The 21,262-nt window shown below is 36.3% G+C and carries 19 protein-coding genes; 1 reads left to right on the top strand and 18 read right to left on the bottom strand.

Annotated elements, in window-relative coordinates; all coding sequences use genetic code 11:
* Nucleotides 1–13: 13 nt before the first annotated feature.
* The 18 genes from ftsA to J3U35_RS11165 form a co-directional block, all read right to left on the bottom strand.
* Nucleotides 14–1,267, bottom strand: a complete 1,254-nt coding sequence (gene ftsA, locus J3U35_RS11250; protein ID WP_065558886.1) for a cell division protein FtsA — start codon at nt 1,265–1,267, stop codon at nt 14–16.
* Nucleotides 1,268–1,288: 21 nt separating this feature from the next.
* Nucleotides 1,289–2,122 carry an FtsQ-type POTRA domain-containing protein gene (locus tag J3U35_RS11245; RefSeq protein WP_267361445.1) on the bottom strand — a complete coding sequence of 278 codons (834 nt, stop codon included), beginning with the start codon at nt 2,120–2,122 and terminating at the stop codon, nt 1,289–1,291.
* 13 nt (nt 2,123–2,135) lie between these two features.
* Nucleotides 2,136–3,044: a D-alanine--D-alanine ligase gene (locus tag J3U35_RS11240; protein ID WP_267361443.1), complete on the bottom strand. Its 909-nt coding sequence runs from the start codon at nt 3,042–3,044 to the stop codon at nt 2,136–2,138.
* A complete protein-coding gene (gene murC, locus J3U35_RS11235) occupies nt 3,044–4,492 on the bottom strand; it encodes a UDP-N-acetylmuramate--L-alanine ligase (protein ID WP_416380704.1) in 1,449 nt (482 codons plus the stop codon). Before murC ends, J3U35_RS11240 begins: the two co-directional genes overlap by 1 nt.
* Before the next feature lie 167 nt (nt 4,493–4,659).
* Nucleotides 4,660–5,712 carry an undecaprenyldiphospho-muramoylpentapeptide beta-N-acetylglucosaminyltransferase gene (gene murG / locus J3U35_RS11230; protein ID WP_267352339.1) on the bottom strand — a complete coding sequence of 351 codons (1,053 nt, stop codon included), beginning with the start codon at nt 5,710–5,712 and terminating at the stop codon, nt 4,660–4,662.
* A complete protein-coding gene (ftsW, locus tag J3U35_RS11225) occupies nt 5,712–6,863 on the bottom strand; it encodes a cell division protein FtsW (protein ID WP_267361441.1) in 1,152 nt (383 codons plus the stop codon). The genes murG and ftsW overlap by 1 nt, the downstream gene beginning before the upstream one ends.
* Nucleotides 6,860–8,194 (bottom strand): UDP-N-acetylmuramoyl-L-alanine--D-glutamate ligase, encoded by a 1,335-nt coding sequence (gene murD / locus J3U35_RS11220; RefSeq protein ID WP_267361439.1) that lies wholly within the window; start codon nt 8,192–8,194, stop codon nt 6,860–6,862. Before murD ends, ftsW begins: the two co-directional genes overlap by 4 nt.
* A 23-nt stretch (nt 8,195–8,217) precedes the next feature.
* The gene (gene mraY, locus J3U35_RS11215; protein WP_267361437.1) at nt 8,218–9,300 is read right to left on the bottom strand and encodes a phospho-N-acetylmuramoyl-pentapeptide-transferase; all 1,083 of its coding nucleotides are present in this window, start codon (nt 9,298–9,300) and stop codon (nt 8,218–8,220) included.
* Nucleotides 9,301–9,310: 10 nt separating this feature from the next.
* Entirely contained in the window at nt 9,311–10,675 is a 1,365-nt protein-coding gene (gene murF / locus J3U35_RS11210; protein ID WP_267361435.1) for a UDP-N-acetylmuramoyl-tripeptide--D-alanyl-D-alanine ligase, read from the bottom strand.
* Nucleotides 10,672–12,219, bottom strand: coding sequence for a UDP-N-acetylmuramoyl-L-alanyl-D-glutamate--2,6-diaminopimelate ligase (murE, locus tag J3U35_RS11205; RefSeq protein ID WP_267352344.1), 1,548 nt, complete (start codon nt 12,217–12,219; stop codon nt 10,672–10,674). Before murE ends, murF begins: the two co-directional genes overlap by 4 nt.
* A 12-nt stretch (nt 12,220–12,231) precedes the next feature.
* Nucleotides 12,232–13,986 carry a peptidoglycan glycosyltransferase FtsI gene (gene ftsI, locus J3U35_RS11200; RefSeq protein ID WP_267361433.1) on the bottom strand — a complete coding sequence of 585 codons (1,755 nt, stop codon included), beginning with the start codon at nt 13,984–13,986 and terminating at the stop codon, nt 12,232–12,234.
* Nucleotides 13,986–14,369, bottom strand: a complete 384-nt coding sequence (ftsL, locus tag J3U35_RS11195) for a cell division protein FtsL (protein WP_267352346.1) — start codon at nt 14,367–14,369, stop codon at nt 13,986–13,988. Before ftsL ends, ftsI begins: the two co-directional genes overlap by 1 nt.
* The gene (rsmH, locus tag J3U35_RS11190) at nt 14,359–15,297 is read right to left on the bottom strand and encodes a 16S rRNA (cytosine(1402)-N(4))-methyltransferase RsmH (protein WP_267361431.1); all 939 of its coding nucleotides are present in this window, start codon (nt 15,295–15,297) and stop codon (nt 14,359–14,361) included. The genes ftsL and rsmH overlap by 11 nt, the downstream gene beginning before the upstream one ends.
* Nucleotides 15,298–15,312: 15 nt before the next feature.
* On the bottom strand, nt 15,313–15,759 hold the full coding sequence (mraZ, locus tag J3U35_RS11185) for a division/cell wall cluster transcriptional repressor MraZ (RefSeq protein WP_065558897.1): 447 nt from the start codon (nt 15,757–15,759) through the stop codon (nt 15,313–15,315).
* A gap of 478 nt (nt 15,760–16,237) precedes the next feature.
* The gene (gene pgl / locus J3U35_RS11180; protein ID WP_267352348.1) at nt 16,238–16,936 is read right to left on the bottom strand and encodes a 6-phosphogluconolactonase; all 699 of its coding nucleotides are present in this window, start codon (nt 16,934–16,936) and stop codon (nt 16,238–16,240) included.
* 12 nt (nt 16,937–16,948) lie between these two features.
* Nucleotides 16,949–18,409 carry a glucose-6-phosphate dehydrogenase gene (zwf, locus tag J3U35_RS11175; RefSeq protein ID WP_267361429.1) on the bottom strand — a complete coding sequence of 487 codons (1,461 nt, stop codon included), beginning with the start codon at nt 18,407–18,409 and terminating at the stop codon, nt 16,949–16,951.
* A 191-nt stretch (nt 18,410–18,600) separates the two neighbouring features.
* A complete protein-coding gene (gene rplY / locus J3U35_RS11170; RefSeq protein ID WP_065558900.1) occupies nt 18,601–18,885 on the bottom strand; it encodes a 50S ribosomal protein L25 in 285 nt (94 codons plus the stop codon).
* Nucleotides 18,886–19,061: 176 nt separating this feature from the next.
* Nucleotides 19,062–19,934, bottom strand: a complete 873-nt coding sequence (locus J3U35_RS11165) for a D-hexose-6-phosphate mutarotase (protein WP_267361427.1) — start codon at nt 19,932–19,934, stop codon at nt 19,062–19,064.
* A gap of 186 nt (nt 19,935–20,120) precedes the next feature.
* Here J3U35_RS11165 and hemW point away from each other — a divergent pair, with 186 nt between their 5' ends.
* Nucleotides 20,121–21,254 (top strand): radical SAM family heme chaperone HemW, encoded by a 1,134-nt coding sequence (gene hemW / locus J3U35_RS11160; RefSeq protein WP_267361425.1) that lies wholly within the window; start codon nt 20,121–20,123, stop codon nt 21,252–21,254.
* Nucleotides 21,255–21,262: the final 8 nt, after the last annotated feature.

Genomic DNA, 21,262 nt, shown 5'->3' with positions numbered 1-21,262 from the left:
TGAAATATATTAGCTAAAATTCTTTTTTAAACCAACCGGTCAATCGTTTAGCTATCCCTTTTAATGATGACTTATGATTATCTTTGCCATCATCACTTAATAAACTTTGTTTCCCGTAATGTAATAATCCTACTGTCGTTGAACAATAAGGCTTTTGTACATAATCAGTTAATCCTGAAATATTTAACGGTTGTCCTACACGAACTTGATTTTGAAAAACTTTTTCAGCACACTCCACCATTCCTTTTATTTGTGCTGCACCACCAGTTAATACTATACCTGCAGCTAATTGATATTTTACATTTTGTTTTTTTAATTCATCTTGTAGTGATAATAATTCTTTTTGTACTAACGATAATAATTCTGAATAGCGAGGTTCAATGACATCAGCCAGTGTTTGACGTTGTAAAGAACGAGATGGTCGACCACCGACACTTGGCACATCAATAACTTCATCTTTACCAATTAATGAACCAACAGCACATCCATAACGAATTTTGATATTTTCAGCATCCATTGGAGGAGCACCAAATGCATAAGCGATATCGCTCGTCACGACATTTCCTGCATAGGGGATGACAACTGAATGACGTAATGCTCCGCCTGTGTAAACTGTCACATCCATCGTTCCACCCCCGATATCAATGACACAAACCCCTAACTCTTTTTCATCATCAGTTAATACTGCATAGCTTGATGCTAACCCCGAAAAAATAAGCTGATCAACTTTCAATCCACAACGTTCAACTGCTTTTACTATATTCCTTGCCATATCATTATGACAAGTGACTAAATGCACTTTCGCTTTCATCCGAACGCCAGATAATCCTATTGGATTTTTAATTCCTTCTTGCAAGTCAATGGAATATTCTTGCGCAATTACATGTAATATTCTGTGTTCATCTAGTATTCTTACTGATTTGGCAGTATGAACAACATTCTCAACATCTTCGGCAGTCACTTCTTCATCGGCAATTGGCACCATGCCTATCTCATTTTGACAACGTATGTGTTTGCCAGAAAGACTTAAATAAACAGAGGAAATCTGGCAATCAGCCATCAATTCAGCTTGATCAATTGCACGTTGGATTGATTTAACTACAGACTCAAGATCGTTTACACCACCTTTATCAACCCCCTTTGATGGGCAATGTCCAACGCCGATGATATTGACAATACCATCGGGAAGAACTTCGCCAACAAGAGCGAGTACTTTTGATGTACCTACTTCTAGTCCAACCACCAATTTTTTTTCTGTTGCTTTCATATTTCAGCCTTAAATTATTCCCTACTGAGCCATTTTTTCTCTTTGTACTGAAATGCCATTCTCATAACGTAAATCAGCGACCGTTATTCTTTCATCAGCTGGTATTCTTGATTGAATTTCAGGAAATAATTTGATAAATCGTTGATAACGTTGTTCGATATGATCGTTACCTAACATCAATTTTATTTCATGATTTTCTTCACAAAAATCGGCTATACACTGTTTCACCATTAGCTGCCAAGCATTTCGCTCATCAGCTATCGCAGATTGAATATGCAAAGCTAATTGATTACTAGCTAATTTTTTTGAAAGATCATCTAATTTATAATACGTTTCTAATACTGGTTTTGCTTTACCTTCCGGACCATAAAGTCTGGGTAATTTTAACTCGCCAATACGATCTAGCGGCACACTAAATACATTTCCATTTTTATCTAGTAAAAATAAATCATTCCAATAAAAGACCGGTTTGTACTCTTCGACATAAACAATTAATTTATCTGGCCATTGCTTACGTACACTAACCTGCTTTACCCATGGAAATCTTAATATTTCTTGTTGTATATCATTTACATCTTGACCAATATAAGTATTAGGTAACCCTAATCCCAGAATCGCTTGTCTAAGGTCATCTTCGGTCGTATAAGTGTATTCGCCACTAAAATTTAATTGTGACAATACCATCTGCTCTGGATCATCCATCCAATTTTTAACACTTTGAATGACCCAAACGCTAATAACAATAATTGTTAGTAGAAACAAAAAGCCAATCAACTGCTCTTTGCTACTAAAAATAAGCAAGCGCCTAGTTTTTAGGTTTTCCCTTCTATGAGCGGCTTGCCGAATTTGTTTCATAAAATAAGGCCAGTTATATTGTTGCTGAATTCAAGATTCGACTAACAAGCTCTTTAAATGACCAGCCATGTTGTTTTGCAGCCATGGGAACTAAACTATGATCTGTCATTCCTGGTGCGGTATTAACTTCTAACAAATAAGGGATTTGATTAGCATCAAACATAATATCAACTCGTCCCCAACCTCGGCAGCCAACCGCTTTATAAGCATCAAGTGCTAACTTACGGATCTCTTGCTCTTTTTCATCAGATAATCCACTTGGGCAAAAATACTGCGTAGAATCTGACAAATATTTTGCATCGTAATCATAAAACTTTGTCGCCGGTTTGATATGAATTGACGGTAAAACGTCTTCTCCAACAATAGCAACGGTAAATTCTGGGCCAGATAAAAATGATTCAACCATAACAGAATTATCATATTTAAAAGCATGTTCGAGAGCTGTCTTAAGCTCATTAGCATGATTAACTCGCGTCATTCCTACACTTGAACCTTCATGACTTGGTTTTACAAATAGAGGAAGCCCAAGCTTTTGCACAATGGCATCAGTATCAATTGAGCAGCTCTTTTCTACCATAACATAATCAGCAACTGGTAAACCTAGCGCTTTCCAAACTAATTTAGTTTTTAACTTGTCCATAGTTAGTGCAGACGATAAAACATCACTACCGGTATAAGGAATATTTTGATAAGTCAAAATTGCTTGAACAATACCATCTTCACCACCACGACCATGAAGAATGACAAATGCTTTAGTAAAGCCATCTTCTTTTAAGTTGGTAATTGGTTGATCTTTAGTATCTATAAGATGGGCATCAACTCCACTAGCCAATAATCCTGCTAGTACAGCTTGACCTGATTTAAGCGATACTTCCCGCTCTGCAGATGTTCCACCATACAATACCGCAACTTTATCAATCATTATAGACCTTCTCCTGAAAAAATTTGAGCATCGGCTAACTGACGTGCAATACGACCTACACTACCCGCGCCTTGAGTTAATAACAGATCTCCACCTTTTAAAATTTCTTTCATCATTTCAGGTAAGAGATCTAAATCTGAAACATAAATCGGATCCACTTTGCCCCGATTACGAATTGAACGGCACAAAGAACGACTATCTGCTCCGGCAATCGGTTGCTCACCAGCAGAATAGACGTCTAACATTACAAGCGCATCAACCTGAGATAGCACTTGAGCAAAATCATCAAATAAATCACGAGTACGTGTATATCGATGAGGTTGGAATAGCATAACTAAACGACGATCCGGCCAACCATTTTTAGCCGCTTGTATCGTTGCATTAACTTCACTTGGATGATGACCATAGTCATCAACCATCATAATGTCTTTACCATTAGTATGCGGAAAAACGCCTAGTAAATCAAAACGCCGACTTGTACCAGCAAATTTTGCCAATGCATTAATGATCGATTGATCATCTATGCCATCTTCAGTCGCTGCAATAATTGCGGCCGCTGAATTTAAAGCATTATGTTTACCGGGTGCATTTAATTCGATTTCTAAATCATTACGATCTGGACGACACACAGTGTAGTAACTGACGCCTCGTTCTTGGCGATAATTTTTAATTACCACATCCGCTTCTTCACTAAAACCGTAAGTAATAATTTTACGTCCAACAATCGGTAATAATTCACGATTAATTGGATCGTCATAACACATCACCGCTAGACCATAAAAAGGTAAATTACGCAAAAAAGAGATGAATGTTTGTTTAAGATTTTCCACACTACCCTGATAGGTGTCCATATGGTCTGGTTCAATATTGGTAACAATAGAAACCATAGGTTGTAAGTGTAAAAATGAAGCATCACTTTCATCTGCTTCAGCAATAAAATAACGGCTACTACCTAATTTAGCATGCGTGCCTGCCGCTTTAACTAAACCGCCATTAACGAACGTTGGATCAAGTTTCGCTTCGGCATAAATAGCGGTGACCATGGCGGTTGTCGTTGTTTTACCATGTGTACCCGCAATAGCGATACCATATCGGAAACGCATAAGCTCGGCTAACATTTCAGCCCGCTGAATAACAGGAATACGAGCTTCCCGCGCTGCTACAACTTCAATATTATCTTGTGAAATTGCGGAAGAGATTACGACAACGCTTGAATTAATCACATTTTCAGCTGCATGACCAATCACAATTTTCGCACCTAATTTTTTTAGATGCTCAGTAACAGCATTTTCTGCAATATCTGAGCCACTAATTTCGTAACCTTCATTAGCAAGAACTTCAGCAATTCCTCCCATACCTGCGCCACCAATACCCACAAAATGGATATGTTTGACACGTTTCATTTGAGGAATAATTGCTCTTAATTCTGCTAATTCCTTTGTATTCACAATCTAACTCCTAAATATTCTGTAGTTGAGTATTTTGTTTATTTTTTATTGAGCTTTTTTAATTTTGTAAAATTCTAATTATGCATTTAAAGCTATTATTATCTAAACATTGATCTAACCTGCAACATCTTGACACGATTATTACATAAAGTTATATCAAAAACTAATTATTTTATCACTGATTTTATCGTATCCGCCACTCTTTCGGTAGAATTTGTAATAGATAGACTTTTCGCCTTAACCGCCATTTCGATTAATTTATCTCTATTTAAATTTCTTAACACACTCATCAATGATTCGCTATTAAAGTCAGGTTGTTCAATAATCTTTGCAGCATCAATATCTGAAAGCGATTTAGCATTCCAAAATTGTTGGCGATCTTTATGCATAAAAGGGACAAAAATCGCACCAATGCCGACAACTTCGATTTCACTTACCGTTAATGCCCCACTGCGACAAATCACAATATCCGCCCAACGATAGGCTTCTGCTACATCAGTAATAAATTCAGTCACTTTATTTTTTGTCATATCACAATCTTGATAGGCTCGCATAACAGGTTCTAGCATGCCTTTTCCTGTTTGATGCCAAACAACAAATTTATCGGATAATTTTGTCATTACCTGAGGAACAACATCATTGAGTACTTTTGCCCCTTGACTTCCGCCCATTACTAAAACTCTAATTGGTTCTTGACGATTTTCAAAACGTTCGTTAGGTTCAGCAATAGTTAATAAATCGTCACGAACAGGATTTCCTACTACTTCAGCTTTTGGAAAAGCTGTCGGAAATGCTTGTAAAACTTTAGTTGCAATTTTTGCAAGCCACTTATTAGTTAACCCTGCTACACCATTTTGCTCATGTAATACGACAGGAATTCCTAATGTCTTCGCTGCAATGCCACCCGGCCCAGACACATACCCTCCCATACCAAGTACAACATCCGGTTGATAAGTTTTTAAGATTTTTCTGGCTTGTAGAACCGCTTTTAAGATTTTATAAGGTGCTTTTAGCATTGCAGCAATTCCTTTACCGCGTAGACCTGATATTTCTATAAAATCAATCTCGATGCCATTTTCAGGGACTAAATGCGCTTCCATTCGATCTGCTGTGCCAAGCCATCTGACTTGCCAGCCTTGTTTCATTAAATAATGCGCAACGGCAATACCTGGAAAAACATGTCCACCTGTACCACCTGCCATAACTAATAATTTTTTCATTACTTTATTGACCTTATTCTTGCTTGGGCTTGTTGTTGTCTAAATTCAAAATCGATTCTAAGTAGGATCGCCACAGCCACACTCATTACAATTAAACTCGATCCACCATAGCTAATGAAAGGTAACGTTAATCCCTTAGTAGGTAACATTCCAGATGTTACCCCCACATTAACAAAGGTTTGAAAACCAAACCAAATACCGATTTGGCAAGCTAAATAGCCAGAAAATTGTAATCCTTCATTTAATGCTCGATACCCAATCGCCAATCCCTTAAAAGCCAGAGAAAAAAGTAATGTCAGCAGGAAAATGACGCCAAGATAACCAAATTCTTCCGAAATAATAGCGAAAATAAAATCGGTATGGCGTTCAGGTAAATAACCTAATTTCAGAATCGAGTTACCCATTCCTTGCCCAGCAAATCCTCCATTACCAATTGCTATTAATGAATTCACTAACTGGTAACCTACACCATTAGCATCTTCCCAAGGATTAAGAAATGTTAATAACCGTTTTAAACGGTATGATTCAAATAATATTAAACTGACAACCGCTGCAACACCTGTCGATAAAATAGCGATAAATTGCCACAACTTTGCACCAGCGATAAATAGAATTCCGATAGTAACAATAAATAATACAATCACTGTGCCTAGATCGGGTTGAAGTAATAGCAAAATGGAAAGCACAGCCATAACGACCATTGGCTTGAAAAAGCCCCAAAATCCATTTTGTACTTCATCTGACTTTCGAGTCAAATAACTTGCTAAAAATACAAATAAAGCCAATTTAGCAAGCTCGGCCGGTTGAAAGTTAAAAACGCCTAGCGGAATCCATCTTGCTGCGCCATTAATGGAAGACCCCACGCCTAAAACAGCAACAAGCATGATAATTGTCATAATGAGTAATACTGTTCCAAATTGCTGCCAACGTTTCATTGGGATCGATAACGTTATACACATTAAAACAAGTGAAATACCCAGCTGTATGAGTTCACGCTGAGTATAGAAAAAAGGATTACTATCATTCGATGACATTGATGCTGATGTCACCATAACTAATCCGAATATCATCAATCCAAATACCGTCCAAAGCAATTGATTATCAAAAGGGACGTGAGGATTAACTTGCTTTTTTATAGCCAACGAAATCATTTTTCACTCCTTTGCGCATATTGTTTAGCCAAAAGTGCAAATTGATTTCCTCGCTCTATATAGTTTTTAAATTGGTCTAAACTTGCACAAGCTGGTGAGAGTAAAACAATATCGTTAGCCTCTACTTTTTGAGCGATTATTTGCATAGCCTCAGCTAATGTCGCAGTCATTGTTGTGATTTTGGGTGCTAATTTTGCTAATAACTCACGATCCCGACCAAAACAAAAAATCTCAAGATGACTATTTTTTAGATATGGAATTAATGGGGAAAAATCAGCTGATTTTCCATCACCACCAAGCAATAAAAATAATTTTCCATGACATACGACACTTTTTAAAGCAGCTTCCGTACTACCTACATTGGTTGCTTTAGAATCATTAATCCATTTGACCCCATTTTGTTCCAAAACTAATTCAAAACGATGAGGTAAACCATGAAAGTTGGCTATTGTTGCTAAACTAGATTGTCGTGATATTGATAATTTATCTGCAATAGCTAATGCTGCTAACGCATTGAGATAATTGTGGCTTCCCGTTAGTTTCATTGTGTTAGTCGATAAAACGGGCTTTTCCTGCGCAATCAAATGTGCATAATCATCATCCAGATGATAATCGCCTGAATGTAAGCCAAATAACACATTATGACTATCTTTTTCTTTTGGAAAAGTTAGTTTATCATCATGATTTACTACACAGTATTTTGCATTCACATAAATTTGTTGTTTAGCCTCTACATATTGTTTGAGTCCTAAAGGATACCTATCCATATGATCTTCTGAGATATTCAAAATCGTTGCAACCGTTGCATGCAAACTGTGCGTGGTTTCAAGCTGAAAACTAGACAGCTCAAGTACGTACACATCGCAATCTTGAGCCAGTAAAGATAGTGCAGGTTGACCTATATTGCCACCGACACCCACTTTGATACCTGTAGACTTAACAATTTCACCAACTAATGTCGTCACCGTCGTTTTGCCATTAGCGCCTGTGATTGCCACAATCTTTTTATTAGGTAGTTGATTAACTTCACGACAAAAAAGCTCTATATCGCCAATGATTTCGATACCTTTATCGGCAGCTTGTTTGAGTTCAGGGGTTGATAAAGCGATACCAGGGCTAACAATTATTAAATCAGCATCGAATAGCCAATCGACATTTAAATCGCCTAAATGATAGGCAACTCGTTGATCCAGTTGTTCTAATCCTGAAGGTAATAAACGAGTATCAATTACTTTAGGAATAACATTTTGCGCAAGAAAATAGTCAACACAAGAAAGCCCTGTGACACCTAACCCAATGATAACAACATTTTTACCCTGATAGCGAATCATGATTCAATCCTGATTTAATTTAATTAACGTAATTTCAAGGTTAATAAACCAATTAAGACGAGCATTAACGAAATAATCCAAAAACGTACAATAACTCGAGGTTCTGGCCACCCTTTTAATTCATAATGATGATGAATTGGAGCCATTCTAAAAATTCGTTTGCCACGCAATTTAAATGAACCTACTTGTAAAATGACAGATAGGGTTTCAATAACAAATATTCCCCCCATAATGAGTAATAAAAATTCTTGGCGTAAAAGTACGGCGATAATTCCAAGTACTCCACCTAAAGCCAATGAACCGACATCACCCATAAATACCATAGCGGGATAAGTGTTAAACCATAAAAAACCAAGCCCTGCACCAATGATAGCAGTACAGACAATCATTAATTCACCACTAAATTTGATATAAGGTATATGCAAATATTCTGCAATAATTGTATTCCCTGTCGCCCACGATACCAGCGCTAAGCCCGCTGCCACAAATACCGTTGGCATAATTGCAAGTCCATCAAGTCCATCCGTTAAATTAACAGCATTACCTGACCCAACAATCACAACATAAGTGAGTAAAATAAATACTAATCCCAACTGAGGCATGACATCTTTAAAAAAAGGGACAACCAACACGGTTACTGCGCTATCTTTTCCATATACATAAAGGCCAAAGGCAACAATAAATGCAATAACAGATTGCCAAAAATATTTCCATCTAGCGATAAGACCTGCCGTGTTTTTTCGAATAACTTTTAAGTAGTCATCAGTAAAGCCAATAATGGCATAACCAATCAGGACAAATAACGCCACCCAAACATAAGGATTACGTAAATCTGCCCAAAGAAATACTGATAACGAAATCGACGCAACGATTAGCGTCCCGCCCATTGTTGGCGTTCCTTTTTTGCTTAAATGGGATTCCGGTCCATCATTACGTATTACTTGTCCAATTTGTAATTTTTGTAACCAATCAATGACTTTTTGCCCCATTATTAACGATATCGTTAGCGAGGTTAATAGACCCAAAATAGCTCTTACGGTTAAATAAGAAAATACATTAAAAAAGGTAAAATATTTCACTAAATATTCTGATATCCAAACCAACATAATTTTAATCCTAATTTATTTTTTGTTGTTTAATTAGTTCTATAACGTCTTCCATTTTAGCACTGCGAGAACCTTTAACTAGCATGGTTAAGGTTGGATACTGACGCAATAACGTTATAAGGTAATCTACTGCATCTTGTTTATTATAAAAATGATGACCGACTTCACTTGCTTGGCTAATGAATTGGCTAAATTTACCGACACTGACAACACAATCAAGTTTTTGTTGTTTAGCTAATGTGCCAATTTGTTGATGATATTTTTGAGCGTCTTGCCCTAATTCACCCATATCGCCAACGACGAAAACTTTATAGCCCGATTGTTTTGCCAGAACATTAATTGCAGCAGACATTGAACCCACATTGGCGTTATAAGTGTCATCCAAAATTAATTGATTTTGGTTTAATTTAATCGGGAAAAGCCTTCCTTTAACTGGCTTTAATGTTGATAATCCTTGTTGAATGCGATCTAAGCTTGCTCCGACAGAAATCGCTAAAGCTGAAGCTGCAATTGCATTTGAAACATTGTGTAACCCTATTAATGGTAATTGGATTTCGCATTCACCAAACGGTGTATGTAATTTAAATGTGGTCACATCTGCCATTTTAATATGACTTGCATAGAAATTGGCTAATGGATTCTCTAATGAAAAAGTCCAAACAGTTTTATCTGTTAATTGCTCAAACCATTTATCTGAACAGCTATCTAAATTGATGATAGCAATACCATCTTTAGTCAATCCTTCAAAAATTTCACCTTTTGCGGTAGCGACACCTTCAAGTGAACCAAAACCTTCAATATGCGCTTCTGCAATATTATTAATTAATGCTGTTTGTGGATGAACTAACTGAGTTGTATAAGCAATTTCACCAATATGATTAGCACCTAGTTCTATCACAGCAAATTGATCATCTTTTGTTAATCTCAATAGTGTTAATGGTACGCCAATGTCATTATTGTAATTACCTTGAGTATAAAGCGTTGTTCCACAATTTTGTAGAATGGCTGCCGTCATTTCTTTAACTGACGTTTTACCCGATGAGCCGGTCAAGGCAACAATTTTAGCGGAACTTTGTTGACGAATAAAACCGGCAATTTGCCCCAACGCTTGACGTGTGTCTTTAACCACTATTTGTGGAATAGAATTATCCTCAATTGGGTGATTTACGATTACGGCAACGGCACCATCTTTAATTGCTTGTTCGGCAAAATGATGACCATCAAAATTCTCACCAACAAGTGCAATAAAAAGCGATTGTTTTGTAATTTTACGTGTATCAGTACTAATAACATCAATCGTAAAATTACCGTCATGAATATTTAATAATTCACCGTCTACAATTGTTCTGATTTGCTTAATATTTAATGGAATCATGATTGATTCTCTACCCCTAAAAGCTGTTTCACTGTTTCTTGGTCTGAATAGTGATGTTTCGTGTGACCCACGATTTGGTAATCTTCATGACCTTTACCCGCAATTAATATCACATCATTTGGTTTAGCTTCTGCGAGTGCTTTTTTGATTGCTTGTACTCTGTCAGTAATAATCTGAACATTTGAATTATTGATGATACCTTTCTGAATATCATCAATAATTTTTGTTTCATCTTCTGTTCGTGGGTTATCATTCGTCAAAATAATTTTGTCAGCATATTGCGCAGCGATTTCTCCCATTAAAGGTCTTTTGCCTACATCTCTATCACCACCGCAACCAAAAATAACCCATAATGCACCCTTACAGTGAATACGACTTGCTTGGAGTGCTTTTTGTAAAGCATCTGGCGTGTGAGCATAATCCACAATAAATGTCGGGCTATTATTGGCATGTAAAACCTCCATTCGCCCACAAATAGGTTTGAGAAATGAAGCCATATTCACAACAGCGAAAAATGGGAAATCAAGCGTTAATAGCGTCGCTACACATAATAATAAATTTGAGACATTAAACTCACCCAGTAAACGACTGTGTATAATGGTATCGCCCCAACTAGAATGCATATGAATTTTGGCACCCTTATCATGATATTCAATCATCGACACACCAACATAAGGTATATTTAAGTTTTTTAATTTACTTAACGATTTGGGTTGACACGATACGGCTGTTACCTGAGAAAGCTTTTCAATCCAACGTTTCCCATAATTATCATCATAATTAATAATTGCTTTGCCTGCACTTTCGACTTGTCTTTCTTTATTATTAGGCGTAAATAACGACCATTTTGACTTAGCGTATTTACCCATTGTTTTGTGATAATCAAGATGATCTCGACTTAAATTAGTAAAAACTGTTGCAGCAAACGTAACACCTTTGACACGATTCATCACTAAACCATGCGAAGAAATTTCCATGGAAACCACTTTGACATGTTTTTTAACAAAATCGGCTAAATATGTTTGAATTTCAACGGATGAAGCCGTTGTATTGTTTGACGGTTGAAGATGATTATAGATCCCATTTCCAATCGTTCCTAAAAGTGCAACTTTCTGATTTAACAGATTAACGCATTGGGCAATAAGCTGAGTGACTGTCGTTTTACCATTAGTACCTGTCACACCAATAACAGATAATTTTTTAGAAGGTGAATGATAAAAATGATCGGCAATGCTAGAAAGTTTTTTAGATAGTTGAAAAACTTTAACCTGAGGAATATTTCTTTTTCCATGCTTGATATAATTGATACGTAAATCATCAGATTTTCTATTTGTTTCAATTAATATAGTCACCGCCCCAGCTTCTAAAGCTTGAGGAATGAATGATTTACCATCAACGACATTTCCCTTGATAGCGACAAACACATCATTTTTATTGACCATACGGCTATCAATACATATATGATTGAGCGAAAAATCTTTGATCGCTTGATCTTTGTTTCCACCTAATAAACTAAATAAAGTTTTAAATGTGCATGTAGCCATTAATACCACCTATCAATAAATAATCATTTGGCCATCAACTTGGCGATCTGGTTTGACATTCATCGTTCTTAAAACTCCCCCCATAATTCGGCTGAAAACAGGTGCTGATACAGAGCCACCGTAATACTGACCCGCTTTAGGATTATCAATCACAACAACCAGAGAATATTTTGGTGCTGTTGCTGGCGCAATGCCTGCTGTATAGGCTAAATATTGATTAACATAGCGCCCACCAGATAATTTTTTTGCCGTACCAGTTTTAACAGCAACACTATAGCCTGGTACAGAAGCTTTTGTACCACCACCAGTGACAGCAACAGCTTCCATTAATTGGACAACCGTTTTAGCAATTTTTTCGGGTACAACTCGTTCACCTTGCACTGGTTCAGTGACTTTTAATATCGAAACAGGTCGATAAATCCCATAATTCCCGATAGTTGCATACGCTCTTGCTAATTGTAATGGCGTGACACTTAAACCATAACCAAAAGAAAAGGTAGCTCGTTCAATATCCGCCCATTTTCGTGCTCTATCTGCTGCAATTGAACCACTGACTTCACCGCCTAAACCCAGTGATGTGGGTTGTCCCAACCCGAAACGACTATAATATTCAACTAGTTCGGCGGGTTGCATTTGTAATGCGAGTTTACTGACACCAACATTACTTGATTTTTCTAAAATTCCTGCCAAATTCAGGGATTTTTGATATGACACATCTTTGATTTCATAGCGATTGACATAAAAAGGTCTGGTATCAACTATCGTATTAAGATCTGCAATCTTTTTTTCTAAAGCGGCCATTACAACCAGCGGTTTTACGGTCGAACCCGGTTCAAATGCATCAGTAACCGCACGATTTCGCAATGAATTATAATTAATTGATGATCGATTATTTGGGTTATACGATGGACTTGTTGCCATCGCTAAAATCTCCCCTGTATGAACATCAACTAAGACCGCAGTACCACTGTCAGCTTTGTTAAACTCAACAGCCTGACTAAGCTCGCTGTAAACCAAAGACTGTAAGCGTTCATCAATACTCAATACTAAATCCGATGCCTTTTCACTCTCAGTGCGCTCTAATTCCTCAATGACGCGTCCAAATCTATCTCGTCTTATTATTCGTTGACCCGATTCACCGGTTAACCATTTGTTATAACTTTTTTCAATCCCTTCTGAGCCTTTCTCATTACGGTTTTCATCGGTATCCGTTAAACCGATTAATTGGGCAATACTTTCAGCTGCCGGGTAAAAACGCTTCGAGGTCTTAGCAAATGCAACTCCCGGTAACTTTAACTTTTTCAAATAATCCGATATTGTTGGCGTAACTTGTCTGGATAAATAAACAAATCGCATCGATGGATTACTTAATTTTTGCTCCAGTATGGCTATTGGTATATTTAATGCTTTTGCTAATCCTTGCCATCTTGCATCATTCGTATTCACGCCACCTTTTTGAATAACTAATTTTGGATCAGCCCAAACATCATACATCGGTACACTCACGGCCAATGCTCGCCCGTTACGATCAGTTATCATAGCCCTTGGCGCATCCATATCCTGACGACGTAAAGAACGTTTATTACCTTCAGCAATCAGTTTATCAGGATGAATGATTTGTAAAATTGCCATTTGAATAATAAGCGCAATAATGGCAGCAATAATTAAACTGTAGACAACATAAAATCGCCCGGGTGCAAAAAACTGCTTTTTACTATTCAATTTATTAGTTTTAACCGCTTTCTTGTTTTTAGTGAGAATTTTCATTATTTACTCTTTATCACTATCACGGTTTCATTTTCAGGAGTCACGTAAGACATCCCTAGTTGATTTTTAGCTTTAGCTTCTACGCGTTTTGGATCGGCAAGTACATTTTCTTCGATAACTAAATTACGCCATTCACTTTCTAATACATCTTGCTCTAACAAAAGTTGCTCACGTTCAAATAACTGCTTGCGAACTTGTTGCGTTGTAATTAGTACTGCACCAGCTGATACGACAATCAGTAACAATAGAAATAAGGACATTTTTTGATGACCAAATAAATCACCAATAATTAAGCCAAACAAGCTTTTATTCGGTTTTCTTTGACTATCTACTTCAACGTAGATATTGTCTTGATAACTTTCACTGTTTGGGTTAGTGTTCATTTTTCTTTTCTGCTATCCTCAGTATTGCGCTTCGAGCACGTGGATTATGATCAATTTCATTAGGACTTGGTTTAACTTTTCCAAGTGACTTTAATTTAGCGCTGCCATATTGTTTTATTTGTTGCTCTGTTAGTGGCAATCCCGCTGGTAAAACAGGACCTTTACTTTGTTTATTTATAAACTGTTTCACAATTCTATCTTCTAAAGAATGAAAGCTAATCACAGCAAGTCTTCCTTCATTAGCAAGAATTGACAGACTATTATTTAACGCATGTTCTACTTCTTCTAATTCGCTATTAATATAGATACGAATTGCCTGAAAGCTACGTGTTGCAGGATGTTTATTTTTATCTTTTCTTGGTGTCGCTTTTTCAATGATATTCGCCAATTCCAATGTTCGGGTTATAGGCGAAACTTTATTCTGTTCAACAATTGCTTTTGCGATTCGTTTCGCAAATTTTTCTTCGCCAAAAGTTTTTAACACCCAAGCTATATCATCTTCATCACTTTTAAGTAACCATTCACTTGCGGTCAAACCCTGATGAATATTCATACGCATATCGAGAGGGCCATCACGCATAAAAGAAAAACCCCGTTCAGGGTCATCCAGTTGTGGCGAAGATACCCCCAAATCTAATAAAAAACCATCTATCTGACCTAATAGACCTAAATTATCAATGTATTGATATACATTGGAAAATTCTCCTCGAATAAAAGTAAATCTAGGGTCAACAATTTTTTTTGCTGCTAATTCAGCTCGTTCATCACGGTCAATAGCGATTAATCTACCTTGTTCGCCAAGTTGTTCAAGTATGAGACGTGAATGTCCACCTCGTCCAAAGGTTCCATCAACATAGATGCCATCTTTTTTAATATTTAATGCGTCTATCGCTTCGTTCAATAAAACTGTAGTATGTTGATAATCCATCAATTTTTACTCATGTTAAATTGTTAAACTTTTCAAATTACTGGATAAGTTTTCCATATCGGTTGGCAAAGCGGCAATGTCCTCACCAATTTGTTGATACCATATTCCTTCATCCCAGATTTCAAATTTATTGGATTGTCCAACAAACATTGTCAGTTTTTCTAGCTTAGCGTAGGTACGTAACGTTTGTGGTAATAATATTCGACCGGAATTATCCATTGAACACTCGGTTGCATAACCTAATAATAGGCGTTTGATCCTTCGTTCCGCTTCGACAATAGAGGATAAAGTCGAAAGTTGTTGTTCAATCATTTTCCACTCAGTCATCGAATAAAGGGCAAGACAAGGATGATATAAACCAATTGTGCATACCATGCCTTCAGACAATAATTCCCGATAGCGAGTGGGGATAGCCATTCGCCCTTTACTATCGATATTGACTGAAATTGCACCACTAAACATTCAAGCGACCTTATTCATGAAAATTTTGCTAATTTTTATTTGTTATAAATCAAAATATTAAATAATTTGTACTTTATTACCACTTTATCCCACTTTTTACCACAAAAATTTACAAAATAATAGATATTTAATTAATTAATTTTTTAATAATTGCAGTTGGATTTTTTCATTAGCGTGTTGCAAATTAACTATCAGTTTTATATGAAGTTAAATAAAAAAAGGACATCACTCTGTAAAATTTAAGATTATTTCAATGTTCAACTAAACTTATCTTTGCTAACCAAGATTATTAACATGTATAAAATGTAAACATTGCAGATATTAAGAAAGGTAAAACAGTATTGATGACAATAAACAGATAACAACTTTGATTAAAAAATTAAATTCACAGCAACTAGTTGTGTATTAATTTCATTAAAATCAAAGTAATATTAAAGATAGATATTTGCCAACCTGTTGGTTGGCAAACAAAAATTAATTAGCGAGGAGCCCAAAATCCTATCACATTAACGTTGTCTTGCTGTATAACTGCCCTTATTGGCATCTGGTTAAAATCGGTACCTTGTTCAGCTTGTTCTAACACATTAATTTTACTTTCACCGACTAAATGTAAATAAATATTTTTACTACTTAATATGATAGGCAGTGTTAGAGTGATACGGTCAAGTGGTGCCGTTAAGGGTGTCATACCAATCACTTTTCGATTTGAGTGCATATCCAAGCCCAATTTTAAATTATCAGCTCCCGGAAACAGCGAGGCAGTATGACCATCTTCACCCATTCCCAAAATCAAAACATCAAAAGGCATCGGTACTTTATCTAAAAGCTGTTCTGTAACTTCAGCACCATCAAACGGATTATCACAACTATTTTTTAAACCAACAAAATTTGCAAGTTTTGCTTTATTTTGTAATAAATAAGTCATGACTAATTTTTCATTACTGGCATCATCCGTATCATCGACCCATCTATCATCAACCAAAGTGATATAAACGCGATTCCATGCTAAGTCTTGTTGACTGAGCAAAGTAAATAAAGGAATTGGCGTTTTACCACCCGAAACCGCAATAGATGCATGGCCTTTTTGTTCAATAGCCTGCTTAAGATTATTCACTATACGAGCAGTAAGTTCTTCATTTAAAACCTGACTATTTGCATATCTATTAAGTGTAAACATATTGATGTTCCTTTATTCAAATTCGTGCCAAGAATGCCCATCTTTTGTAATTAAAGCAACAGAAGCAACCGGTCCCCAAGTACCAGCTTGGTAAGTTTTCGGCGGCTCTTTTTCCGAATTCCAAGCATTAATAATAGAGTCTACCCATTTCCAAGCCGCTTCTACTTCATCACGATGAACAAACAATGCTTGGCGACCTCGCATTACTTCAAGCAATAGTCGTTCATAAGCATCGGCACTATGCTGTTGAAAAGCCTCATTAAAGCTTAAATCAAGTTTAGTCGTTTGTAAATTATGTGTGCTATCTAAACCCGGTACTTTGTTCAGAATTTCAATGTCCAAGCCTTCATCAGGTTGCAAGCGAATGGTTAATTTATTTTGTGGTAATGCAGGATAGGATTCACTAAATATATTCAAAGGCAATGATTTAAAATAAACCACGACTTCCGCACATTTGCTCGCTAAGCGTTTTCCTGTACGTAAATAGAAAGGCACACCAGCCCAACGCCAATTGTCAATATCAACTCGAATAGCAACAAATGTTTCTGTGCTGCTTTCTTTATTAGCGCCATCTTCTTCTAGATAACCTGGTACGTTTATTCCATTAACAAATCCTGATGTATATTGACCACGAACAACTTTATCATGAAGGTTTGTCTTATCAATAGGTCTTAGCGCATTGAGCACCGCTATTTTTTCATTACGCAAACTTTCATCTTTCAAATTAGCCGGTGGAGACATCGCAATCATTGTCAAAATTTGTAACAAATGATTTTGAACCATATCACGCATTTGACCAGCTTTATCAAAGTAACCCCATCGACCTTCAATGCCAACTTGTTCAGCAACGGTAATTTCGACATGATCGATAGAATTACGGTTCCATAAAGAGGCAAAAACCGGATTAGCAAAACGTAAAGCTAAAAGGTTTAAAACCGATTCTTTTCCTAAATAATGGTCGATACGATAAACCTGCGATTCATCGAAAAATTGTGCAACAGAATCATTAATATCACGAGATGATTGCAAATCCGTACCAAGGGGTTTTTCCATTACAATTCGATTGTGTTTTTGGTTTAATCCAGCGTGCGCTAAACCTTTACAAATTGTACCGAAAGTCCCCGGATGCATTGCAAAATAAAAAATTGCTGTACGATTCTGCTCGAGTTTATTTTTTAAATCGTTGAAACCAGCGATATCATTAACATCTAACTTATGAAAATTAAGACGTTGGCTAAATCGTTGCCAAATATCTTCATCTAATGGTTCTGACATAAATGTTGTAAGTGCTTCTTTAGCCACTTCACTGTAAGCAGATTTATCCCAATCTGCACGACCAACCCCTAATATTTTGGTTTCTTCAGGCAGTTTTCCATACTTTTCTAATTGATATAAAGATGGTAATAATTTACGCCTTGTCAAATCCCCTTTAGCGCCAAAAATGACTAAATTGCAAACTGGGACATCAGACATGGTTTTCTCCTAACTAAAATGATATCAATATGTTTTATTCTATTATGTTGAGTTGTCAGTGTCACCCAGTTAATGCTATAAATCATAACAATAGGCATTTGCCTAATTTAATCTAACACAAAAACAAAAAGGTCACCGTCTGGGTGACCTTTTGTTAGAAGCATTATTGGATGATACACCAATGCGTGAATCTAAACGCGCACAAAGTCCATATGAACTAATTTAGGCTTGAATGGATGACGTTGTACAGCTTGTACTTTTGCTTTAACCGCTTTACCGTCAACTTCAATAGTGAGCACTTCAGAATAAAATTCTGGTTTTTCTTGCATATTGAAAATATGGTTGTGATCAAGCACAACAGATATTGCAGGTTCAGTTCCACCATAAATAATAGCTGGGAATTGACCAGCGTGACGCAGGCGGCGGCTCGCACCCTTACCATGCTCTTTTCTAACTTCTGCTTTTAATGTAAACATGTTTATTTCTCTATGTTATTTAAATAAAAAACCAATTACAGGCGACCCAGTAGTTGGTTATGAAATTGGCGCTTTAAAAAGCTTGAGGATTATAAAGCGTTATGCTTGTAAACGCAAACAATTAATCAATTGGTCAATAGAATTGATTGCGTTTAAACATAACTCGCTATGCAATATTAGACCAATTTAATTTTAAAGCCATATGACGTTTTTTGTGTTGGTGATAATTTAAGTGTTTGATTAATACACGCACTTTCAACACACACCATCTTTTTATATTCTTGGTCATCAAAATCAGCCATCGCTTTAGCTTTATCTGTCCATGGATTCCATGTAACAACATCACTAGCATTAATGTTTGTGAGCTCAATTGTTCGACTAGTATCATTTATGGTTAGGGTGTTTTCAGCATGGGTATAAATACGATCGACTTCTTGATTAAAGGTTAATTGTCCATTAATTGTTGGTTTATTTTCAACAGACAAACGATCTTGATAAGTATTACCTAACCCTTTAACAGTCACATCATCGATATCACTAATACCAAAATAAGTATGTAATGCACTTGTTGCCTCAAAATCACCTTGACAACTTAATGTAACTTCACAGCTCTTGCCGACATGAATCGTTAACCAAATTTTAAAAGGTTTGGCAAAATAGGATTCAGTTTGGGGATTATTCGTTAATGACAAGATGATATCGACACCATTAGCATCTTCCTTGCATGAGTCTAACGTCCATTCAATAATACGTGCAAAACCGTGTGAAGGATTACCTAATTGCCCAAACCAAGGCCAACAAATGGGTACACCGCCACGAATAGCCGTTCCTTTTTTAAAAAAGGTTTTTTCACTTAACCAAATAACTGGGGACGTTTCGGTTGAAGGTTGCCAAAATAATAAATGCGCACCTTGTAGTGATATCGCTGCCGTGCATGTTTTATGGTTAACCGTTAAAATGGGTAATTCACCAAAATGCGATTGTTTTACTGAAGGGCTTATTGACGCTGCTGACAAACCATTATCCAAGATATCGTTAACAATACTCATACTTTCTCCTACAAAAAATAGTCTAATCGATAATTAATATCGAAAATTAATCGTGATTGTACGCTCTTTACACGAAATTTAAAAATACCAAAATAGTAAAAAAAGCTTTTTTTCATGAATTGAAGTAAAATAGTGCAACATTTATATAACCATTCATCAACCGCTATTAAGTTTCAGGATAGGCAGATGTTTTCATATAAAATTCCACTTAGCTTATATATACATATGCCTTGGTGTGTACAAAAATGTCCTTATTGTGATTTCAATTCTCATACCATCAAAAAAACACCTGATTATCGTGCTTATATTGATCATTTGATTAAAGATTTACAGCAGGATATAGCACTTTGTCCTGAACACTCGATCCATTCGATTTTTATCGGCGGTGGTACGCCAAGTTTATTTTCAGCCGAATTGATTGATCATCTGTTAACCAAAATTAATGAACTGATTCCAATTGAAAAACAGGCCGAAATCACCATCGAAGCTAATCCAAATTCTGTTGATGCAGAAAGATTTACAGGCTATCAACAAGCAGGAATAAATCGTATTTCAATTGGAGTTCAAAGTTTTCAAACTGATAAACTCATCAGATTAGGACGCGTTCACAATCCCCAAGAAGCAATCAATGCCGGGAAATTAGCACATAAACTAAAATTGGACAGTTTTAATTTAGATCTAATGCATGGACTTCCCAATCAAAGTTTAGATGATGCCTTGTTTGATCTTAAACAAGCCATAGCCATTAATCCTCCCCATTTATCTTGGTATCAATTAACCATTGAGCCTAATACACTTTTTGGGTCTAAACCACCTGTCCTTCCTGATGATGATAAACTTTGGGAAATTTATCAAATTGGACACCAATTGTTAACTCAACATGGTTATCAGCAATATGAAACGTCGGCTTATGCAAAACCGGAATTGAAATGCCAGCATAATTTAAATTATTGGCGATTTGGTGACTATTTAGGGATTGGGTGTGGTGCACATGGTAAAATAACCCAACCTAATGGGGACATTATTCGTACCGTAAAAACACGTCATCCCAAAGGGTATCTTGAAGGGCGTTATATCGAAAAATCTTATACCGTACCAAAGGAAGATCTTGCATTCGAATTTTTTATGAATCGTTTTAGATTATTTGAAGCAACACCTAAAATTGAATTTGAGCAACGGACTTTTTTACCTTTACAAACAATTGACAGGCAAATTAATTTAGCAATTGAAAAAAATTACCTTACTGAGGATAAAGAATATTGGAAAATAACTGAACAAGGAAAATTATTTTTAAATTCTTTACTTGAGATTTTTTTATAATTATTTAG

The organism is Gilliamella sp. B2717 (assembly GCF_026536675.1).
In the GTDB taxonomy this organism is placed as follows: Bacteria; Pseudomonadota; Gammaproteobacteria; order Enterobacterales; family Orbaceae; genus Gilliamella; species Gilliamella apicola_I.
This window is presented reverse-complemented; position numbering and strand designations above follow the sequence as displayed.